17 protein-coding genes are annotated in these 17594 nt (G+C 72.2%); 9 read left to right on the top strand and 8 right to left on the bottom strand.

Going from position 1 to position 17594, the window contains the following annotated elements; all coding sequences use genetic code 11:
• Nucleotides 1–42: 42 nt before the first annotated feature.
• On the bottom strand, nucleotides 43–378 hold the full coding sequence (locus D3272_RS00800; protein ID WP_129217176.1) for a hypothetical protein: 336 nt from the start codon (nucleotides 376–378) through the stop codon (nucleotides 43–45).
• 77 nt (nucleotides 379–455) lie between these two features.
• Nucleotides 456–1367, bottom strand: a complete 912-nt coding sequence (locus tag D3272_RS00795; RefSeq protein ID WP_129217175.1) for an SDR family oxidoreductase — start codon at nucleotides 1365–1367, stop codon at nucleotides 456–458.
• 191 nt (nucleotides 1368–1558) lie between these two features.
• On the opposite strand from D3272_RS00795, the gene D3272_RS00790 reads away from it, so the two are divergent.
• Nucleotides 1559–2188: a glutathione S-transferase family protein gene (locus D3272_RS00790; RefSeq protein WP_129217174.1), complete on the top strand. Its 630-nt coding sequence runs from the start codon at nucleotides 1559–1561 to the stop codon at nucleotides 2186–2188.
• A gap of 89 nt (nucleotides 2189–2277) precedes the next feature.
• Complete coding sequence (locus D3272_RS00785) at nucleotides 2278–3120, top strand: formate/nitrite transporter family protein (RefSeq protein ID WP_129217173.1); 843 nt, start codon at nucleotides 2278–2280, stop codon at nucleotides 3118–3120.
• A 147-nt stretch (nucleotides 3121–3267) separates the two neighbouring features.
• Here D3272_RS00785 and D3272_RS00780 read toward each other — a convergent pair whose 3' ends face one another.
• Nucleotides 3268–3480, bottom strand: a complete 213-nt coding sequence (locus tag D3272_RS00780) for a hypothetical protein (protein ID WP_129217172.1) — start codon at nucleotides 3478–3480, stop codon at nucleotides 3268–3270.
• Between the two features lie 128 nt (nucleotides 3481–3608).
• Between D3272_RS00780 and D3272_RS00775 the strand changes: the two genes are divergently transcribed.
• Nucleotides 3609–4955, top strand: coding sequence for an MATE family efflux transporter (locus D3272_RS00775; protein WP_129217171.1), 1347 nt, complete (start codon nucleotides 3609–3611; stop codon nucleotides 4953–4955).
• Between the two features lie 36 nt (nucleotides 4956–4991).
• On the opposite strand, the gene D3272_RS00770 is transcribed toward D3272_RS00775, so the two are convergent.
• On the bottom strand, nucleotides 4992–6215 hold the full coding sequence (locus tag D3272_RS00770; protein WP_129217170.1) for a cytochrome P450 family protein: 1224 nt from the start codon (nucleotides 6213–6215) through the stop codon (nucleotides 4992–4994).
• A 238-nt stretch (nucleotides 6216–6453) separates the two neighbouring features.
• On the opposite strand from D3272_RS00770, the gene D3272_RS00760 reads away from it, so the two are divergent.
• Nucleotides 6454–7026, top strand: a complete 573-nt coding sequence (locus tag D3272_RS00760; RefSeq protein WP_129217168.1) for a cytochrome b — start codon at nucleotides 6454–6456, stop codon at nucleotides 7024–7026.
• A gap of 10 nt (nucleotides 7027–7036) precedes the next feature.
• Here the strand turns inward: D3272_RS00760 and D3272_RS00755 are convergent, their stop codons facing one another.
• Nucleotides 7037–7894 carry a substrate-binding periplasmic protein gene (locus tag D3272_RS00755; RefSeq protein ID WP_165361157.1) on the bottom strand — a complete coding sequence of 286 codons (858 nt, stop codon included), beginning with the start codon at nucleotides 7892–7894 and terminating at the stop codon, nucleotides 7037–7039.
• A 194-nt stretch (nucleotides 7895–8088) separates the two neighbouring features.
• On the opposite strand from D3272_RS00755, the gene D3272_RS00750 reads away from it, so the two are divergent.
• A complete protein-coding gene (locus D3272_RS00750) occupies nucleotides 8089–11073 on the top strand; it encodes a PAS domain S-box protein (protein ID WP_129217166.1) in 2985 nt (994 codons plus the stop codon).
• Nucleotides 11074–11077: 4 nt separating this feature from the next.
• Here D3272_RS00750 and D3272_RS00745 read toward each other — a convergent pair whose 3' ends face one another.
• Nucleotides 11078–11317, bottom strand: a complete 240-nt coding sequence (locus D3272_RS00745; RefSeq protein WP_129217165.1) for a BrnA antitoxin family protein — start codon at nucleotides 11315–11317, stop codon at nucleotides 11078–11080.
• Between the two features lie 193 nt (nucleotides 11318–11510).
• On the opposite strand from D3272_RS00745, the gene D3272_RS00740 reads away from it, so the two are divergent.
• The 3 genes from D3272_RS00740 to D3272_RS00730 all read left to right on the top strand — a co-directional run bounded on the left by D3272_RS00740 (nucleotide 11511) and on the right by D3272_RS00730 (nucleotide 15126).
• A complete protein-coding gene (locus D3272_RS00740; RefSeq protein WP_129217164.1) occupies nucleotides 11511–12179 on the top strand; it encodes a 50S ribosomal protein L25/general stress protein Ctc in 669 nt (222 codons plus the stop codon).
• A gap of 75 nt (nucleotides 12180–12254) precedes the next feature.
• Complete coding sequence (pth, locus tag D3272_RS00735; protein WP_129217163.1) at nucleotides 12255–12857, top strand: aminoacyl-tRNA hydrolase; 603 nt, start codon at nucleotides 12255–12257, stop codon at nucleotides 12855–12857.
• A gap of 100 nt (nucleotides 12858–12957) precedes the next feature.
• Nucleotides 12958–15126 (top strand): malate synthase G, encoded by a 2169-nt coding sequence (locus D3272_RS00730; RefSeq protein WP_129217162.1) that lies wholly within the window; start codon nucleotides 12958–12960, stop codon nucleotides 15124–15126.
• Nucleotides 15127–15202: 76 nt separating this feature from the next.
• On the opposite strand, the gene D3272_RS00725 is transcribed toward D3272_RS00730, so the two are convergent.
• Both D3272_RS00725 and D3272_RS00720 read right to left on the bottom strand, forming a co-directional pair.
• Entirely contained in the window at nucleotides 15203–15499 is a 297-nt protein-coding gene (locus D3272_RS00725; protein WP_165361156.1) for a DUF2934 domain-containing protein, read from the bottom strand.
• A 97-nt stretch (nucleotides 15500–15596) separates the two neighbouring features.
• Nucleotides 15597–16670, bottom strand: coding sequence for a spore photoproduct lyase family protein (locus D3272_RS00720; RefSeq protein ID WP_129217160.1), 1074 nt, complete (start codon nucleotides 16668–16670; stop codon nucleotides 15597–15599).
• A 200-nt stretch (nucleotides 16671–16870) separates the two neighbouring features.
• On the opposite strand from D3272_RS00720, the gene D3272_RS00715 reads away from it, so the two are divergent.
• Nucleotides 16871–17344, top strand: coding sequence for an RNA polymerase subunit sigma-70 (locus tag D3272_RS00715; protein WP_129217159.1), 474 nt, complete (start codon nucleotides 16871–16873; stop codon nucleotides 17342–17344).
• Nucleotides 17345–17594: the final 250 nt, after the last annotated feature.

Raw genomic sequence — 17594 nt, 5'->3', positions numbered from 1 at the left:
GCACGGCGGGCGCCGCCCAGGCAAGGGACGGGCGCCCGCCCGTCAGCCGAGGCGTCGCAGCGCCGCCTCGCCGGCCTGGCGCGCCGCGGCGGGGCCGGGATAGCCTTCGGGGCTGCGGGCCACCACGATGGCGCCGAAGCGGCGGATCTCCCAGCCGAAATCGTTGCCGCAGGCGGCGCCGCGGACGATGAAGAGGTCGAGGGCGCCGAGCGGCGGTTTCGGCTGCGCGGCGATCTCCCGTCGTCGGGCGAGGGCGGCGTCGAGCGCCGCCCGCGTGAAGGGTCGGCGCTGCCCGGCCCGGTCGGGCTCGGGCTGGGGGCCGCCCGTCGGCGGCGTCTCGGGGTCTGTGGGGGTCTCGCGGATCTGGCTTCGACTCATGGAGGATCGGTCCCGTCGGCTTCGGGGGGAGGGCGTGGCGGCTGAACGCCCGCCCGACAGAAGGGGTTCTCCGGCCGTCAGGCCGTGCCCTTGCCGCCCGTCGCCGCATAGGTCTCGCCCGTGACGTAGCTGGCCTCCTGCGAGGCCAGGAAGACGTAGACGGGCGCGAGTTCGACGGGCTGGCCGGGGCGGCCGAGCGGCACGGCGCTGCCGAATGTTTCCAGCTTCTCCTGCGTCTGGCCGCCGGACGGCTGCAGCGCCGTCCAGAACGGGCCCGGCGCCACGGCGTTGACGCGGATGCCGCGCTCGATCTGCTGCTTGGCCAGCGCCTTGGTGAAGGCCAGGATGCCCGCCTTGGTGGTGGCATAGTCGAGCAGCCCCTCGGAGGGGCTGAACCCCTGGACCGAGGCCGTGTTGATGATGGCGGCACCCGGCGGCATGTGCTGGAGCGCCGCCTTGGTGATCCAGAACATCGCGTAGAGGTTGGTCTTCATCGTCTGGTCGAACTGCTCGGTCGTGATGTCCTGCACGTCGGGCTGGTTCACCTGCTTGCCGGCGTTGTTGACCAGGATGTCGAGCCCGCCGAGCCCCGAGACCGCCCGGGCCACGAGTTCGCCGCACCAGCTCTCGTCCTTGATGTCGCCCGGCAGCAGGATGCACTTGCGGCCATCGGCCTCGATCACCGCCTGCACTTCCTGGGCGTCGGCCTGCTCGTCGGCGAGGTAGCTCAGGGCCACGTCGGCCCCCTCGCGGGCGAAGGCGATGGCGGCCGCCCGGCCGATGCCCGAATCCGCGCCCGTCACCAGGGCCTTGCGTCCCTGCAGGCGCCCGTAGCCCTTGTAGCTGGTCTCGCCGTGGTCGGGCTTGGGGTCCATGGCCCGGGCCAGGCCGGGCGCGCCCTGCGGCTGCTTTGGGAAGGGCGGCTGCGGGTACTGCTTGCGCGGGTCCTGCATGCGCAGGCGGGCGGCGGCGGCGGCGGCGTCGGTCATGGCGTCCTCGTGGTGTCGTCGTGGTTCCGGTGTCACCGTCCCAATGCCGCGGACCGGCCTCCGGTCGCCCCGCGGCGGCCGAGGGCCGCAGGGGCGGAACCTGCGACGGATGACGCCGCCCGCCGCGCGCCGCGCCCTTGACCCGCGCCCGCCCGGTTCCATCCTCCCTGGGGAAACGCAGGAGGACGACCATGCCGGCCATCAAATTGTGGGGATTCAACAATTCCACCTACGTGCGCACCGTGAAGATGCTGCTCGCCGAGAAGTGCGTCACCGACATCGAGCAGGTGCCGGTCAACGTCCTGGCGGGCGAGCCGAAGTCGCCCGAGCACCTCGCCCGGCACCCCTTCGGTAAGGTGCCGGTCGTCGACGTCGACGGGTTCCGCGTCATCGAGACACCGGCCATCGCCGCCTACCTCGACGCCGTCCTGCCGGGCCGGCGGCTGATCCCCGCCGAACCCAAGGCCATGGCCCGCTCCGCCATGACGGTCAGCATCCTCGACAGCTACGGCTACGGCGCCCTCATCGGCGGCGTCGTGGCCTACCACCTCTTCCCGGATTTCGTCGGCGGCCGGAACGAGGCCATGCATGCCGAAGGGCTGACGCAGGGCCGGCGCGTGCTGGACGAGATCATGAAGATCCGGGGCGGCGACCGATTCATCGCCGGCGCCGACGTCAGCCTCGCCGACCTCTACCTCGCCCCCATCATGGCCTATGTGGTGATGACGCCCCATCGGGACGCGTTCATGGCGCTGCAGGGCGTCGCCGGCTGGTGGGACGCCATCACGGCGCGCGACAGCTTCAAGGCCACCGAATACTGACGGGCGCGCCGCCGCGTCGCCGCCACGGCGGCGACGCGACTGGCACGGCGCCTGCTTCTCGCCACACTTCAGTCGAGGAGTTCAGCACAATGGCATATGTCGCCCCAGCGGATTTCGTGAGGAAGGCCATCGACGCGGGCGAAGCCAAGGTCTTCATGGCGACGAAGGATGCTTTCATCCGCGCCTATATGGCGGGCGCCATCCTGGCCCTGGCTGCCGCTTTTGCCGTCACCATCAACCAGTCGACCGGACAGCCGCTCGTCGGGGCTCTGCTCTTTCCGGTCGGCTTCTCGATGCTGTACCTGCTGGGCTACGACCTCCTGACCGGCGTCGTGGTGCTGACGCCCCTGGCGCTGCTCGACCGGCGTCCCGGCGTCACGGTCGGGGGCGTGCTGCGCAACTGGGTCGTGGTGTTCCTGGGCAATTTCGCCGGGGCCCTCACGGTGGCGGTGATGATGGCCATCGTGTTCACCTTCGGCTTCGCCACCGAGCCCAACGCCGTCGGCAAGTTCATCGCCGGCATCGGCGAAGCCCGCACCCTCGGTTACGAGAAGTACGGCGCTTCCGGCATGCTGACGCTCTTCGTCCGCGCCATGATGTGCAACTGGATGGTGTCGACGGGCGTCATCGGCGCCATGTTGTCGACCTCGGTGCCCGGCAAGGTCATCGCCATGTGGATGCCCATCACGGTGTTCTTCTTCATGACGTTCGAGCATTCGGTCGTGAACATGTTCCTGTTCCCGTCGGCGCTGCTGATGGGCGGTCATTTCTCGGTGCTCGACTACCTGATCTGGAACGAGATCCCGACCCTGGTGGGCAACATCGTCGGCGGCATCGCCTTCACCGGCCTGATGCTCTACGCCACCCACGCCCGCACCGGCGCGTCCCGCAAGGGCGAGGCGCTGTCCCCGGCGATGCGGGCCGCCGAATAGCACCGAGGCGACCCCGGCTCCGCCGGGGTCCGCGTCGGGGCGGACGCGACACCGATGCCCGCCGAGGCATCGGAGCCGGTCGGCCCCTCGAACCCGTGACGGGATCGCGTCCGTTGCCGAGCGAAACGGGCCTTCGTCCCCGAACGCTCAGGCGATCAGGCCGTCGGCCCTGGCCTCGGCCGCCACGGCGTCCCAGGCGCGCAGCAGTTCGGCCTGGTCCATCTCGGCCGGGTTGCCGCTGTGCTCGGGATGCACGCTCGTCAGGAGCACGCGGCCGCCCCTGACATGGAAATGCGACACCGTCCCGTTGGAATGGACGAAGCGCCTCGTCACCACAGGGTCGCCGCTCGTCTGCGTCATGATCCGCCTCCCGCGCCGCGCCTGGGCGGCTCCGCCGCGAATCGTTAGGCAACCGCCGTGCCATGCGGCACATCGGGGGCGCCGGTGCCGCCCGCAGCGGATGAGCGAGACGCCATGACCGAGACGCCATGACCGAGACGAGACGTGCCGTCGTCACCCATGCGGCGGTGATCCGCCTCGCCCTGCCCATGACGCTGGCCCACATGTCGACGCCGCTGCTCGGCTTCGTCGACGCGGCCGTCATCGGGCGGCTCGGCCAGCCCGCGCTGCTCGGCGCCATCGCGGCCGCGGCCGTCATCTTCGACTTCGTGTTCTGGGCGCTGGGCTTCCTGCGGCTCGGCACCGCCGGCCTGACCGCCCAGGCCGTGGGCGCCGGCGACCGCGACGCCGAACGCGCGACGCTGCTGCGGGCGCTGCTGCTCGCCCTCGCCCTCGCCGCGCTCGTCGTGCTGCTGCAGAAGCCCATCGCCTGGGTGGCCTTCGCGGCGCTCGATGCCACGCCCGCCGTGACCGGGGCGGCCCGCGCCTATTACGACATCCGGATCTGGTCGGCCCCCTTCGCGCTCGTCAACTACGTCGTGCTGGGAGCGGTGATCGGGCGGGGCCGCACCGACATCGGGCTCGGCCTGCAGGTGCTGATCAACCTCGTCAACATGGCCCTCAACGTCGGGCTGGTGGCGCTGGCGGGCCTCGGCGTCAGGGGCTCGGCCCTGGGCACCCTCACGGCGGAGGCGCTCGGCGCCGCGGCCGGCCTCGCCGTGCTGTGGCGGCTCGAGGGGCGCTTCGCCGTGGATTGGCGTCGCCTCGCCGACCGCGCCGCCCTGCGCCACATGGTGGGGGTCAACCGCGACATCATGATCCGCTCGGCGTCGCTGATCTTCGCCTTCGCCTTCTTCACCGCCCAGGGCGCGCGGGGCGGCGACGTGGTGCTGGCCGCCAATGCCGTGCTGATGAACCTCTTCCTCGTCTCGGCCTTCTTCCTCGACGGCTTCGCCACGGCGGCCGAGCAGATGTGCGGCCAATCGGTCGGGGCGCGCGACGCCGCCGGCTTCCGCCGTGCCGTGGTGCTGGCCGGCTTCTGGTGCCTGGTCTTCTCGGCGGGCGTGTCGCTCCTGGCCTTCGTGGGCGGGGGCTCCTTCATCGACACCGTGTCGACGAGCGAGGCGGTGCGGGAAGCGGCACGCGGCTCCCTCGGATTCGCGGCCCTGACCCCGATCTGCGGCGCCATGGCCTTCGCCTTCGACGGCGTGTTCATCGGCGCGACCTGGACGCGCGCCATGCGCGACCTCATGCTGGTCTCGCTCGCCGTCTACCTCGGCCTGTTCTTCGCGCTGCGGCCCTTCGGCAATGCCGGCCTGTGGATGGCCCTGCTCGGCTTCCTGCTGGTCCGGGGCGCGCTCCAGGGCTGGCGCTTCCCCGCGCTGGAGCGCGCCACCTTCGCGCCCGGCACCGCCGACGGCCCGGACCGGCCCTGACGCGAGGGGCGGCGCGGTTCCGCCGCGCGGAGCCGTTCAGTCCCAGCGCACCGGCAGGCGGCGGAGGCCGCGCAGGGCGCCGGGGGGGCGCCACTCCAGCGCATCGCGCGGGCCGTCGATGCGCAGGCCCGGCAGGCGCTCCATCAGGCTCTCGAAGGCCACGCGGGCTTCGAGGCGGGCGAGGTTGGCGCCCAGGCAGTAATGCGCGCCGGCGCCGAGCGCGAGGTGGCGGTTGTCGCGCCGCCCGAGGTCGAGCCGGTCGGGATGCGGAAAGGCGTCGCCGTCGCGGTTGGCCGAGGAGATCAGCCCCATCACGGTGGCGCGCGCCGGCAGCGCCACGCCGGCCAGCGTCACGGGCTCGCGCGTGTAGCGCATGGCGACGGCCTCGACCGGGTTGGTGAAGCGCAGCAGTTCCTCGATGGCGGTGGGCATCAACGCCGGCTCGGCCCGCAGCCGGGCCATCTCGTCCGGGTGGTCGAACAGCGCCAACTGCCCGTTGCCGATGAGGTTCACGGTCGTCTCGTGCCCGGCGAAGAACAGCAGGAACACCATGGCGGTGAGTTCCTGGCCCGACAGGCGCCCGCCGTCGTCCTCGACCGCGATCAGCGCCGAGATCAGCCCGTCGTCGGGCGCGCGCCGGCGCATGGCGACGAGCCGCTCGAAGAAGCCGACGAGGCGCAGCAGCTTCGGCAGCCACAGCCCCAGCCGCCACAGCACCGACCGGGGCGGCGACAGCAACCCGCCCACGCGGCGCCGGAACTCGGCCCGCCGGTCGTCCGGCACGCCGAGCAGTTCGGCGATGACCGTGAAGGGCAGGGGCAGGGCGAAGTCGGCGATGAGGTCCATGCGGCCCGCCGGCATCGCGCGGTCGAGCAGCGCCGATGCGATGGCGCGGATCCGCCCTTCCAGCTCCGCGATGCGGCGCGGCGTGAAGGCCCGGCCGACGAGGCCGCGCAACCGCGCGTGCCGGGGATCGTCGGCACCCACCATCGTGCTGGACAGCGTGCGGATGCCGCGCGGCATCGGCAGCCCGCCGAAGAAGGGCGAGGGCACGCCGGCCCCGCGCCGGTCGTTGGAGAAGCGCGGGTCCTTGAGCAGCGCCGCGACGTCGGCGTAGCGCGTCACCACCCAGACGGTGCCGCGGCCCGGCACGGTGGCGCGCACGACCGGCCGGTCGCGCCGCAGCGCCGCGTAGAAGGCGTAGGGGTCGGCGCGGCGGGCCTCGTCCCAGAAGGGAAAGGGCGCGTCTGGGGCAGTCATGGGGGGCGGCTCCGATCGTGTTCCACCCTTGAAGACCAGGATTGCGGCGCCGTCGGGGAGGCGGGCTCCCGGCGTCGTTGCGGGGCGGTGGCGCGGGCGGCGGCGCCACACCGGCGGCGAATCGGTCGCCGGCCCGGCGGCGGGGGCCGTCGTGCCGCAATTCCGCCCGCGAGCTCGGGCGTCTCGGCAGGCAGGAAGCCGCGGCCCGCACCGGGGCCGCCCCGACACCGGACCCGAGATGACCACCTACGACCTCGCCGCCCGCGCCCCCGCCACCGCACCCCATTACGACCGGGCGCACCGCGCCTTCCATTGGACCATGGCGGCCATCATCGTCGCCGCCATGCTGATCGGGCTCTACTGCGCCTATCAGGCGCCCGGCACGCCGGTGCGGCGCTACCTGCTGGAATGGCACAAGTCGCTCGGCATGACGGCGCTGGTGCTCGCCGTGCTCCGCATCGCCTACCGGCTCGCCCGCGCCGCGCCGCCCTATGCCGAGCGGATGGGGCGGCTCAACCACGCCGCCGCCGCGGGCGCCCATGTGGGGCTCTACGGCCTGATGCTGCTCCTGCCGCTGACCGGCTACGCCTTTTCGGCCATGGGCGGCTATTCGCTGCCGTTCTTCTGGCTGTTCCAGTGGCCGCGCCTGCTGCCCGTCGACAAGGCTGCCGTGCCCGTCGCCGAGGACCTGCACCGCTACGGGGCCTGGGCCATCTACACCGTGGTGGGGCTGCATGTGGCGGCCGTGGCCTGGCACCAGTTCGTGCGGCGCGACGGCGTCCTGGCCCGCATGTGGCCGCGGCGCGCCTGACCCCGAAGCGTCAGTGCCTCCCCGGCCGCGGCGTGCCGCCGAGCAGGGGCGCCGGGGCGGGCGAGGTGATGGGCGACGGGACCGGAACGTCGGCGGGCGGGTCGAAGGCGAGGCCGAACCACCGCCGCTGCAGCGCCGCCAGGCGCCCGTCCGCCCGCATGCGCCGCAGGGCGCCGGCGACGACCCCGGCCAGGCGGTCGGCCTCCGGCCCCGGGCGCATGACGGGGGCGAGGCGCGGCGCGGCGCCGAAGGGCGGCCCCACCACCTCGACGGCGCCCGGCCGTGCCAGGGCGGCCGCCGCCATGGCCTCGACCGAACCCGCCAGCGCTGCGACGTGACCGGCCGCGAGGTCCCCCTCGCCGTCGCCGGGCCGGAAGCTCCCGTGCAGGGTGACGCGGGCCTTCAGCGCGGCCGCGAGCCTCCGGACCGACGCCCCGACGGCGGCATCCGGGACGCCGATCCGCTTGCCGGCGATGTCCGCCGCCTCCAGGAGGGCGCCGTCGCCCCGCCGCTTGAGCAGGGCCTCGCCGCCGGTCGCCACGGGCGGCAGGGCGCGTCGCCCCGCGGCCTCGCCGGGCGCGAACGGGCCGGCCGCGACATCGAAGCGCCCGCCGTCGAGCCCCGCCAGCGCGGCCGCGGGCGGCGCTTCCACGACCGTGATCCCCGACCCGATGTCGACGGCCAGGACGGCGAAGAGGTCGCGGTCGAAGCCCGCCGTGGGGCCGGAGCCGGGCGGCACCGCGACGGTCAGGCGTGCCGGCGGCGCCCCGGCCTCGTCGGCCGCCGCGGGGGCGAGCAGCGCCGGGAGGATGGCGGCCGCCCGGAGGACGGCTCCTGGCGGGCGGGCGGTTCGGGTCGGGCGTGCCAAGCGTCGGACCTCCTGCGGCATCCCGCGCGGGCCGTCGAACTCCCGCGCGCCTGCGACGATGAGCCCCGGAACCGCCGTGCGGCGTGACACCCTGCGGCGGTCCGGTTACGACTCTCCTATGATAACCGCCATCCGCCCCGCCGAGGGCCACCCCGATTCGCCGGTCCCGCCGGCTGCCCCGTTCCTGCGCGGACATGGCTGAATCGGAGACGGACGGCCTCCGCCGGCGCATCGCGGAGCTGGAGGCGCTGAACGACAGCCTCCGTCGCAACAGCGCCGCCGCCATCCTGGCCCGCGACGACGCCAGGATCGTGGACGAGATCACCGGAAACGACGGCGGCACCGACCCCTTCGCGGCGGCGGTCCGTGCCACCCGCATGCCCATGGTGATCTCCAACCCGCGCCTGCCCGACAACCCGATCGTCTTCGTCAACGACGCCTTCTGCCGCCTGACCGGCCACACGCGCGACGAGATCGTCGGCCGCAACTGCCGCTTCCTCCAGGGGCCCGAGACCGACCCCGAGACGGTGGCGCGGATCCGCGCCGCCGTCGACCGCCGCGAGCCGGTGCGGATCGACATCCTCAACTATCGCAAGTCGGGCGAAACCTTCTGGAACCGCCTGCTGATGGCGCCGGTGCGCAACGGCGTCGGGGAACTCGCGTATTTTTTCGCCAGCCAGGTCGACGTGACGCTGGAGCGCGAGCGGCTGGAAGGGCTCGAAACCCACAACGCCGCCCTGATGGCGGAAGTGTCGGACCGGCTGCACATCCAGCAGGAAAGCACGGCGCGGCTGAACTTCGCCGCCGAGGCCGGTCGGCTCGGCATCTGGGAGCAGGACCTCGAGAGCGGGGACCTGACCTCGTCGAGTATCACCCGCGAGAACTTCGGGCGGGACCGATCCGATCCCCTGACCACGGCCGATCTCGAGGCCGCCATCCACCCCGAGGACCGGGCGGTGCGGGCCGCGGCGCGGCGCCACAGCATCGCGGAAGGGGCCGACTACGACGTCGAGTTCCGCATCGTCACGCCCGCCGGCGCCACCCGTTGGCTCCACATGCGGGCCCAGGTGATGCGCGACATCGACGGCCGGGCCCTGCGCATGGCCGGCGTCTGCCTCGACGTCACGGCCCGCAAGGTCGAGGACATCCGCCGTCTCGCCATGGTCGAACTCAGCGACCGGATCCGCGACCTCGACGATGCCGACGACCTGGCCTCCGCGGCCGCCGGGATCCTGGGCCGGACCCTGTCGGTGAGCCGCGCCGGCTACGGCACGGTCGACCTCGCGGCCGAAACCGTCACGATCTCGCGGGACTGGAACGCCCCCGGCGTGCGGAGCATCGCCGGCCTGCTGCATTTCCGCCACTACGGCTCCTACATCGACGACCTGAAGGAAGGGCGGCTCGCCGCCGTGGTCGATGCCCGGACCGACGCGCGCACGGCGGATCGGGCGGAGGAACTGGTCGCCATCGACGCGCGGTCCTTCCTCAACCTGCCCGTCACCGAATCGTCCGGCCTCGTCGCGCTGCTCTTCGTCAACAACGCCGAGGTGCGGCACTGGACGCCGGACGAGATCGGCTTCATGCGCGACCTCGCCGAGCGCACCCGCGTCGCCATCGAGCGGCGGCGGGCCGAAGCGTCGCTGCGCGCCCTGACGCTGTCGCTCGAAGCCGAGGTCGACGCCCGCACGCGCGAGCGCAACCGGCTTTGGGCCACCACCAACGACCTCATGGGCACGGCGGGGCTCGACGGCACGCTGAAGGAGGTCAACCCGGCCTGGGGGCGCAGCCTCGGCTGGGACCGGGCGACCCTGCTGAGCCGTCCCTTCCTCGACATCATCGACCCGGCCGACCATGCCGAGACCCTGCGGGTGATGGCGCGGCTGCGGGCCGGCGAAAGCGTGACGGGCTTCCTCGACCGCATCCGCACGCGCGAGGGCGAGTACCGCATGCTGATGTGGAACGCCGTGCCGGCCGGCGAGGACTTCTTCATCGTCGGCCGCGACGTCACCGAGCAGCACCAGGCCGAGGAGGCCCTGCGCCAGTCGCAGAAGATGGAGGCCGTGGGCCAGCTCACCGGCGGCCTGGCGCACGACTTCAACAACCTGCTCACCGGCATCTCGGGCAGCCTCGAACTGCTCGGCGCCCGCGTGCGCCAGGGCCGCATCGACGACATCGAGCGCTATGTCGTGGCGGCCCAGGGCGCCTCGAAACGCGCCGCCGCCCTGACCCACCGGCTGCTGGCCTTCTCGCGCCGGCAGACGCTGGACCCGCGGCCCACCGACGTGAACCGCCTCATCCACGACATGGCGGACCTGATCCGCCGCACCGTCGGGCCCGCCATCACGCTCGAAGTGGTCGGCAGCGTGGGGCTGTGGACGGCGCTGGTCGACCCCAACCAGCTCGAGAACGCGCTGCTGAACCTCGCCATCAACGCCCGCGATGCCATGCCGGACGACGGGCGCCTCACGGTCGAGACCGGCAACCGCTGGATGGACGAGCGCGCCGCCCGCGAGCGCGACCTGCCGCCCGGCCAATACCTGTCGCTCTGCGTGAGCGACACCGGCACCGGCATGCCGCCCCACGTGGTGGCGCGCGCCTTCGACCCGTTCTTCACCACCAAGCCGCTGGGGCAGGGCACCGGCCTCGGCCTGTCGATGATCTACGGCTTCGCCCGCCAGTCCGGCGGCCAGGTCAGGATCTATTCCGAGGTCGGCCAGGGCACGATGGTGTGCGTCTACCTCCCGCGCCACTACGGCGAGCGGGGCGAACCCGGGTCGGGCGGGGACCGGTCCGGCGAAGCGCCGCGGGCCGTCGACGGCGAAACCGTGCTGGTGGTGGACGACGAGCCGACCGTCCGCATGCTGGTGGCGGACGTGCTGGCCGACCTCGGCTACGCCGCCATCGAGGCCGAGGACGGCCCCGCCGGCCTCAAGGTGCTGGAAGGGCGGGCCCGCGTCGACCTGCTCATCACCGACGTGGGCCTTCCGGGCGGCATGAACGGCCGGCAGGTGGCGGATGCCGCCCGGGTGCTGCGGCCGGGCCTCAAGGTGCTGTTCATCACCGGCTATGCCGAGAATGCCGTGGTGGGCAACGGCCACCTCGACCCCGGCATGGAGGTGCTCACCAAGCCCTTCGCCATCGACGACCTCGCCGACCGGATCCGCGGCCTGATCGATTGAGAGGCTAGGAGTCGAGGCCGGCCGCGGCCCTGAGCGCCGCGTTGATGCGGTCCTGCCAGCCGGGGCCGTCCTCCTGGAAACGGTCCAGCACGTCCTCGTCGATGCGCAGCGTCACGCTCTGGCGGGCGCCCGGGATGGCGGCCGGCTTGGCGGGCGCCGCGGGTGCGGCAGCCTTGGGCGCCGTCTTGCTGAAGACGGCTTCGGCGGCGGCGAAGGGGTCGCGCGGCCTGCGGGTGCGGTCCATGGCGGTGATGTTCCTGGAGGGATGGATCCCGCTGGTGTGGCGACGACGACGGATCCGCGCAAGGCCGTGCCTTGCCATCCGGCGCCGTGCCGCGTAAGACCCGCGCTCGCGTCCGCCGACACCCTTGGAGGCACGGACGCGCCTTCGCACGGCCGCATCGGGCGGCCGTTTCGCATTTTCGAGGATTGAACTGATGGCAGCGACCAAGACCATCGCGGCCGTGGCACGCAGCGGGCTCGGCAAGGGGGCCTCCCGCAGCATCCGCCGCGAGGGCCGCGTGCCGGCCGTGATCTACGGGGGCGGCGACGCGCCCGAGGCGATCTCGCTGAACTTCCGCGACGCCCACCGCCACATCTATGCCGGCCACTTCCTCACCACGATCTTCGAGATCGACGTCGAGGGCCGCAAGGAGCGCGTCATCCCGCGCGACTACCAGCTCGACAAGGTGAAGGACCTCCCGGTCCACGTCGACTTCCTGCGGCTCAAGCCCGGCTCGAAGCTTCGCCTCGAGATCCCGCTGAACCTCGTCAACGTCGATCAGGCGCCGGGCGTGAAGCGCGGCGGCACCGTCAACGTCGTCCGCCACACGGTGGAGATGCTGGTGCCGGCCGACAACATCCCGGACAGCGTCACGGCCGACCTGTCGACGCTCGACATCGGCGGCTCGCTGCACATCTCGGCCGTCGTGCTGCCGGAGGGCTGCGCGCCCGTCCTGCGCGACCGCGACTTCACCCTGGCCACGATCGTGGCGCCGTCGGGCCTCGCCGAGGCCAATGCCGACGACGCCGCCGCCGCGGCGGCCGCCGAGGCCAAGGCCGCGGCCGGTGCCAAGGGCGGCAAGAAGGCCCCGCCGAAGAAGTGAGGCGGTCCGCCTGACCGATCGGAAAACGCCCGCTTCGGCGGGCGTTTTCTTGAGCAAACCACCGGACACATCGCGATGCTGCTCCTCGTCGGCCTCGGCAATCCCGGCGGCCCCTATGCCGGCAACCGGCACAACATCGGCTTCATGGCGATCGACGCCGTCGCCCGGGCGCATCGCGCCACGCCCTTCCGGGCCCGCTTCCAGGGGCTGGTGGCCGAATGCACGGTCGAGGGCGAGAAGATCGTGCTGCTGAAGCCCACGACCTTCATGAACGACAGCGGCCAAGCCGTCGGGGCGGCGGCGCGCTTCTTCAAGCTCGGCCTGCCCGACATCGCCGTGCTGCACGACGAACTCGACCTCGCGCCCGGCAAGCTCCGCGTGAAGACGGGCGGCGGCAATGCCGGCCACAACGGCCTGCGCTCCATCACGGCCCATCTCGGCAACGATTACCGCCGCCTGCGCCTCGGCATCGGCCACCCCGGCGACAAGGCCCTGGTGCACGGCTTCGTGCTCAACGACTTCGGCAAGGGCGAGCGCGCCTGGGTCGAGACGCTGTGCGAGGCCGTGGCCGACAACGTCGCCCTCCTCGCCAAGGGGCAGGATTCGAGCCTGCAGAACAAGGTCCACCTGCGTATGGAGGCGGCCGGCTTCGGCGAGGTGGGCCTGCCGGGACGGTGAGGCGCCGGGCCGGCAAATCACTTTTGCGCGCCGCTCCCCTGGCCATCGCGCCCCCGTCGCGTCACATGGGTCGCAGACACGTTGCCAAGGGGAGGCCGACATGGACAGGATCGACATCGCGGGCTTGAGCGTCGCCAAGCCGCTGCAGGACTTCCTCGTGGGCGAGGTCTTCCCCGGCGCCGGCGTCGCCGCGCAGGACTTCTGGGCCGGCTATGCCGCCATCCTGAAGGACCTCGGCCCGCGCCTGACGGCGCTGCTGGCGCGGCGCGACGAGCTCCAGGCCAAGATCGACGGCTACCACAAGGAGCGCCGCGGGCAGCCGCTCGACCAGGCCCACTACATGGGCTTCCTGCGCGAGATCGGCTACCTGCTGCCCGACGCCCCCGCCGGCGCGGTGACGACCGGCAATGTCGACGACGAGATCGCCCGCCAGGCCGGCCCGCAGCTCGTCGTCCCCATGTCGAACGCCCGCTACGCGCTCAACGCCGCCAACGCCCGCTGGGGCTCGCTCTACGACGCACTCTACGGCACCGACGCGGTGGCGCACGAGGGCGATGCCGCCGTCACCGGCCGGGGCTACAACGAGGCCCGGGGCGCCCAGGTCATCGCCAAGGCCAAGACCTTCCTCGACGGCGCCGTGCCGCTGGCGGGCGCCTCCTATACCGACCTCGCCGGCCTCGCCATCGTGTCGGGCGGCGTCGCCGCCACGCTGAAGGACGGCCGCACGACCGGCCTCGCCGATGCCGCGACGCTGGTCGGCTACACGGGCGAGGCTTCGGCCCCGAAGACCGTGCTGCTGCGCCACAACGGTCTCGGCGTCGAGCTGGTCTTCGACCGCTCCACCACGGTCGGTCGCACCGATCCGGCCGGCCTGTCCGACGTCGTGCTCGAATCCGCCGTCTCCACCATCATGGATATGGAGGATTCCGTGGCCGTGGTGGACGCCGACGACAAGGCGGAGCTTTACCGCAACTGGCACGGCCTGGTGAACGGCACGCTGGTGGCGTCCTTCCCCAAGGGGGGCAAGACCGTCGAGCGCCGCATGAACGAGGATCGCCGCTACACGGCGCCGGGTGGCGGCACCGTGACGGTGCCGGGCCGCTCGCTCATGCTGATCCGCAACGTCGGCCACCACATGTTCACCGACATCGTGACGCTGGACGGGGCCGAGACGCCCGAGGGCTTCCTCGACGCCGCCGTGTCGGTGCTGATCGCCAAGGCGGACCTCGCGGCCAGGCGCAACAGCCGCGCCGGCTCGATCTACATCGTCAAGCCCAAGATGCATGGCCCCGACGAGGTGGCGCTGACGGACGCGCTGTTCGGCCGCGTCGAGCAGCTCGCCGGCCTTCCCGCCAACAGCGTCAAGATGGGCATCATGGACGAGGAGCGCCGCACCTCGGCCAACCTCGCCCAGGCCATCCTGGCCGCCAAGGACCGCGTGGTCTTCATCAACACGGGCTTCCTCGACCGCACCGGCGACGAGATCCACACCGACATGGAAGCCGGCCCGGTCGTCCGCAAGGACGACATGAAGGGCACGGCCTGGATCAAGGCCTACGAGAACAACAACGTCGACGTGGGGCTGAAGCTCGGCCTGCCGGGGCGCGCCCAGATCGGCAAGGGCATGTGGGCGGCGCCCGACCGGATGGCCGACATGCTGGCCCAGAAGGGCGGCCACCCCAAGGCCGGCGCCACGACGGCCTGGGTGCCCTCGCCGACCGCCGCGACGCTGCACGCCATGCACTACCACGAGACCGACGTGGCGGCCCGCCAGGGCGAGCTGCGCAGCCGCGCCCCGGCGCGCCTCGAGGACCTGCTGACCGTGCCGGTGTCGACCTCCAACTGGGCGCCGGACGCCGTGCAGCAGGAGCTCGACAACAACCTCCAGGGCATCCTCGGCTATGTGGTGCGCTGGGTGGACATGGGCGTCGGCTGCTCGAAGGTGCCCGACATCCACGACGTCGGCCTCATGGAGGACCGGGCGACGCTGCGCATCTCGTCCCAGCACGTCGCCAACTGGCTGGCGCACGGCATCGTGACGGAGGCCCAGGTGCGCGAAACGCTGCGCCGCATGGCGGCCGTGGTGGACCGGCAGAACGCCGCCGACCCGGACTATCGCGACATGGCGCCGGGCTTCGACGGCGAAGCCTTCCGGGCGGCGTCGGACCTCGTCTTCGAGGGTCGGGCGCAGCCGAACGGCTACACCGAGTTCGTGCTGCACGAGCGTCGGCGGGCGGCCAAGCGGGCGGCGGCGATGCTGGCCGGGTGAGACGGCCGGGGAGGCGGCCGCGCGTCGGCGCGACGGCCTCCCGGCGGGTCCGGCGCCCCGGCGCCGCCCATCCCGCCTATTTGGCCGGTGCCGGATCCAGCACCGACGGAAAGGTGCTCATGCCGTCGCTGTGGCGCCCGGGCGTGCCGCGCGGCCGAACCCGGGAGGCGGCGGCTTCGCCGTCCCGGTCCGCCCCGCTCGGTCCTGTCCCGTTCGGGTCCGTCCCGTGCCTGTCCTCGCCCGCCTGGGCCCGCGCCGCGACCTCGCGTTCGGCCTGGCGCCAATGGGCGTCCTGCGAGCCGTCGGCATAGCCGCTTTCCTGCCAGAGCTGGTAGGCCCGCGCCCGGATGGCGGCGTCGTTGCTGTGGTTCATGGCGTGTCCGTCCCTCGGCGCCGCAGGCCGTTGGTGCCGGCCCATCGGCTCGAAATCGACGCGGTTCCGCCCGTTTAGGTTCCCGCTCCGTCCCGCGTCAGAAAGCGTAGCGCACCGTGCAATAGGGCAGGGTTTCGGCCAGCAGCGCCTTGAAGCGGGCGAGCCAGCGGCCCTTCCAGCCCGTGCGGTAGCGCAGGTTCTCCTGGCCGCCCTCGCTCAGCTTGGTTTCCTGGATATCGGGCGTCCAAAGCCAGTCCTCGGCCTTGGGGTGCCAGCGCAGGTTGACCTCGTGCAGCGCCGCATTGTGGGTCAGCATGATGATCTCGGCCTTGAGCTGGCGCTTGGCCTCCGGCGACAGCGCGGCATCCACGGCCTCGAACAGCGCCCGGTAGTCGGCTTCCCAGCCCGGATACAGGATCACGGGCGAGAAATTGACGTGGACCTCGTAGCCGGCCCGCACGAAGTCGTCGATGGCGGCGATCCGCGCCGCCATGGGGCTGGTGCGGACATCCACCACCCGGGCGACCCGCTCCGGCATCAGCGAGAAGCGGACCCGCGTCTTGCCGCCGGGGTCGTAGGCCAGGAGGTCGCGGTTCACCGCCTTGGTGGCGAAGGAGCCCTTGGCGTGGGGCGTCGCCCGGAACAGGGCCACGAGGTCGCGCACGTTGTCCGACAGCATGGCGTCGACCGACAGGTCGCCGTTCTCGCCGATGTCGTAGACCCAGTCGACGGGGTCCACCTGGTCGGGCTCGGGCTTGGGCCCGAGCTTGCGCGCGTGGCGCGCGATGGCGGCGGCGACCTCCTCGACGTTGACGAAGAGCGAGATCGGGTTGGCGTAGCCCTTCCGGCGGGGCACGTAGCAGTAGGCGCAGGCCATGGCGCAGCCGTTCGACGTCGAAGGCGCGATGAAATCGGCGCTGCGGCCGTTGGGCCGCATGGCGAGCCCCTTCTTCACGCCCAGCACCAGGGTGGTGCGTTTGCTGTGCAGCCAGTCCTCGGCGAGGCCCTCGTTGCCGTGCAGTTCAGGGATCCGCCAATGCGACGCGACCGGGATGCGCCGCGCCGCGGGGAAGCGCGCCAGGATCTCGCGGCCGCGCGCGAAGCCTTCCACGGCCGGCTCGAGGTAGATCGTGTCGACGCTGAGGAAGCCCGGGGCGGAGATGTCGTGCATGGCCTCAGGCGAACGGCAGCGGCCCCGGGAAGGATCCGAGCGGCACGAAATGCCTCACCGGGGAGGGCGGATGCCCGGGCCGCCTCGCCCCGCAAGCCCGGAATCTCGCGAACCTGTGGATAACCTGTGGAGAAGTGTTGAACGAAACGGGAACGGAACTACCTTGTCCCCAAGAGAACGATGCAGGGCGAGGCCAAGCCATGACGACGCTGAGGGAATTCGAGGACGCGTTGCGCGACCAGGGCATGTCGATGGCGCTGGCCATCCTCCAGGGCCTGAAGGAGCGGGACCGCGCCAAGCGCTCCGCCGTGGCGCCGGCCCGCCGCCTGACCGGCCAGAAGATGACGCCGGATCTCGCGCGCCGCATCCTCGAGCTGCACGGCTCCACCGGCATGACCCAGCAGGAGATCGCCTTCAAGGTCGGGGTGAACCAGGGACGGGTCAACGAGGTCATCAAGCGCGGCAAGTGGCTCGACGGCGACCCGAATGCCCCGGAGGCCAAGGCCCGCGACAAGGCCAAGGCGAGGATCGCGGCCGGCCCCAAGGCGACGGCGCCGCTGCGCAAGCCCCGCCCGCGGGCGGACGGCAAGCCCGTTCCCGCGGCCGAGCGTGGCAAGGGTGGGACGCGCATGGCGGCCCCGGTGGCGCGCGACGCGCAGCTCACCTTCCTGTGACGGGTGCCGCCTTATGTGCTGTGGACGAAGCTGCAAGGCCGGCGATTTGTCTCGGTCGGGCTCGCTTGCCATCCGGCAAAAGGCGTGTAAACTCACCTCATCGTCAACCAAACGGAAGGAGGTGATCTAGTGTCTCATTGTTTCATGCTGTGTGGGGCTCTGGTCTTCTCTTCGGTGAAGTCCGCGTAACGAGTTCTGGGCCGCACAACGGCTGACAATGCTTCGTGCTCTCGATCGACTTAGCACGAGA

This window comes from Lichenibacterium ramalinae (assembly GCF_004137085.1).
GTDB classification, from domain to species: domain Bacteria; phylum Pseudomonadota; class Alphaproteobacteria; order Rhizobiales; family Beijerinckiaceae; genus Lichenihabitans; species Lichenihabitans ramalinae.
This window is presented reverse-complemented; position numbering and strand designations above follow the sequence as displayed.

Bases quoted from the DNA above. Each gene is read 5' to 3' on its own strand.
- D3272_RS00800 (WP_129217176.1), bottom strand. From the start codon at position 378: ATGAGTCGAAGCCAGATCCGCGAGACCCCCACAGACCCCGAGACGCCG.
- D3272_RS00795 (WP_129217175.1), bottom strand. From the start codon at position 1,367: ATGACCGACGCCGCCGCCGCCGCCGCCCGCCTGCGCATGCAGGACCCG.
- D3272_RS00790 (WP_129217174.1), top strand. From the start codon at position 1,559: ATGCCGGCCATCAAATTGTGGGGATTCAACAATTCCACCTACGTGCGC.
- D3272_RS00785 (WP_129217173.1), top strand. From the start codon at position 2,278: ATGGCATATGTCGCCCCAGCGGATTTCGTGAGGAAGGCCATCGACGCG.
- D3272_RS00780 (WP_129217172.1), bottom strand. From the start codon at position 3,480: ATGACGCAGACGAGCGGCGACCCTGTGGTGACGAGGCGCTTCGTCCAT.
- D3272_RS00775 (WP_129217171.1), top strand. From the start codon at position 3,609: ATGACCGAGACGAGACGTGCCGTCGTCACCCATGCGGCGGTGATCCGC.
- D3272_RS00770 (WP_129217170.1), bottom strand. From the start codon at position 6,215: ATGACTGCCCCAGACGCGCCCTTTCCCTTCTGGGACGAGGCCCGCCGC.
- D3272_RS00760 (WP_129217168.1), top strand. From the start codon at position 6,454: ATGACCACCTACGACCTCGCCGCCCGCGCCCCCGCCACCGCACCCCAT.
- D3272_RS00750 (WP_129217166.1), top strand. From the start codon at position 8,089: ATGGCTGAATCGGAGACGGACGGCCTCCGCCGGCGCATCGCGGAGCTG.
- D3272_RS00745 (WP_129217165.1), bottom strand. From the start codon at position 11,317: ATGGACCGCACCCGCAGGCCGCGCGACCCCTTCGCCGCCGCCGAAGCC.
- D3272_RS00740 (WP_129217164.1), top strand. From the start codon at position 11,511: ATGGCAGCGACCAAGACCATCGCGGCCGTGGCACGCAGCGGGCTCGGC.
- pth (WP_129217163.1), top strand. From the start codon at position 12,255: ATGCTGCTCCTCGTCGGCCTCGGCAATCCCGGCGGCCCCTATGCCGGC.
- D3272_RS00730 (WP_129217162.1), top strand. From the start codon at position 12,958: ATGGACAGGATCGACATCGCGGGCTTGAGCGTCGCCAAGCCGCTGCAG.
- D3272_RS00725 (WP_165361156.1), bottom strand. From the start codon at position 15,499: ATGAACCACAGCAACGACGCCGCCATCCGGGCGCGGGCCTACCAGCTC.
- D3272_RS00720 (WP_129217160.1), bottom strand. From the start codon at position 16,670: ATGCACGACATCTCCGCCCCGGGCTTCCTCAGCGTCGACACGATCTAC.
- D3272_RS00715 (WP_129217159.1), top strand. From the start codon at position 16,871: ATGACGACGCTGAGGGAATTCGAGGACGCGTTGCGCGACCAGGGCATG.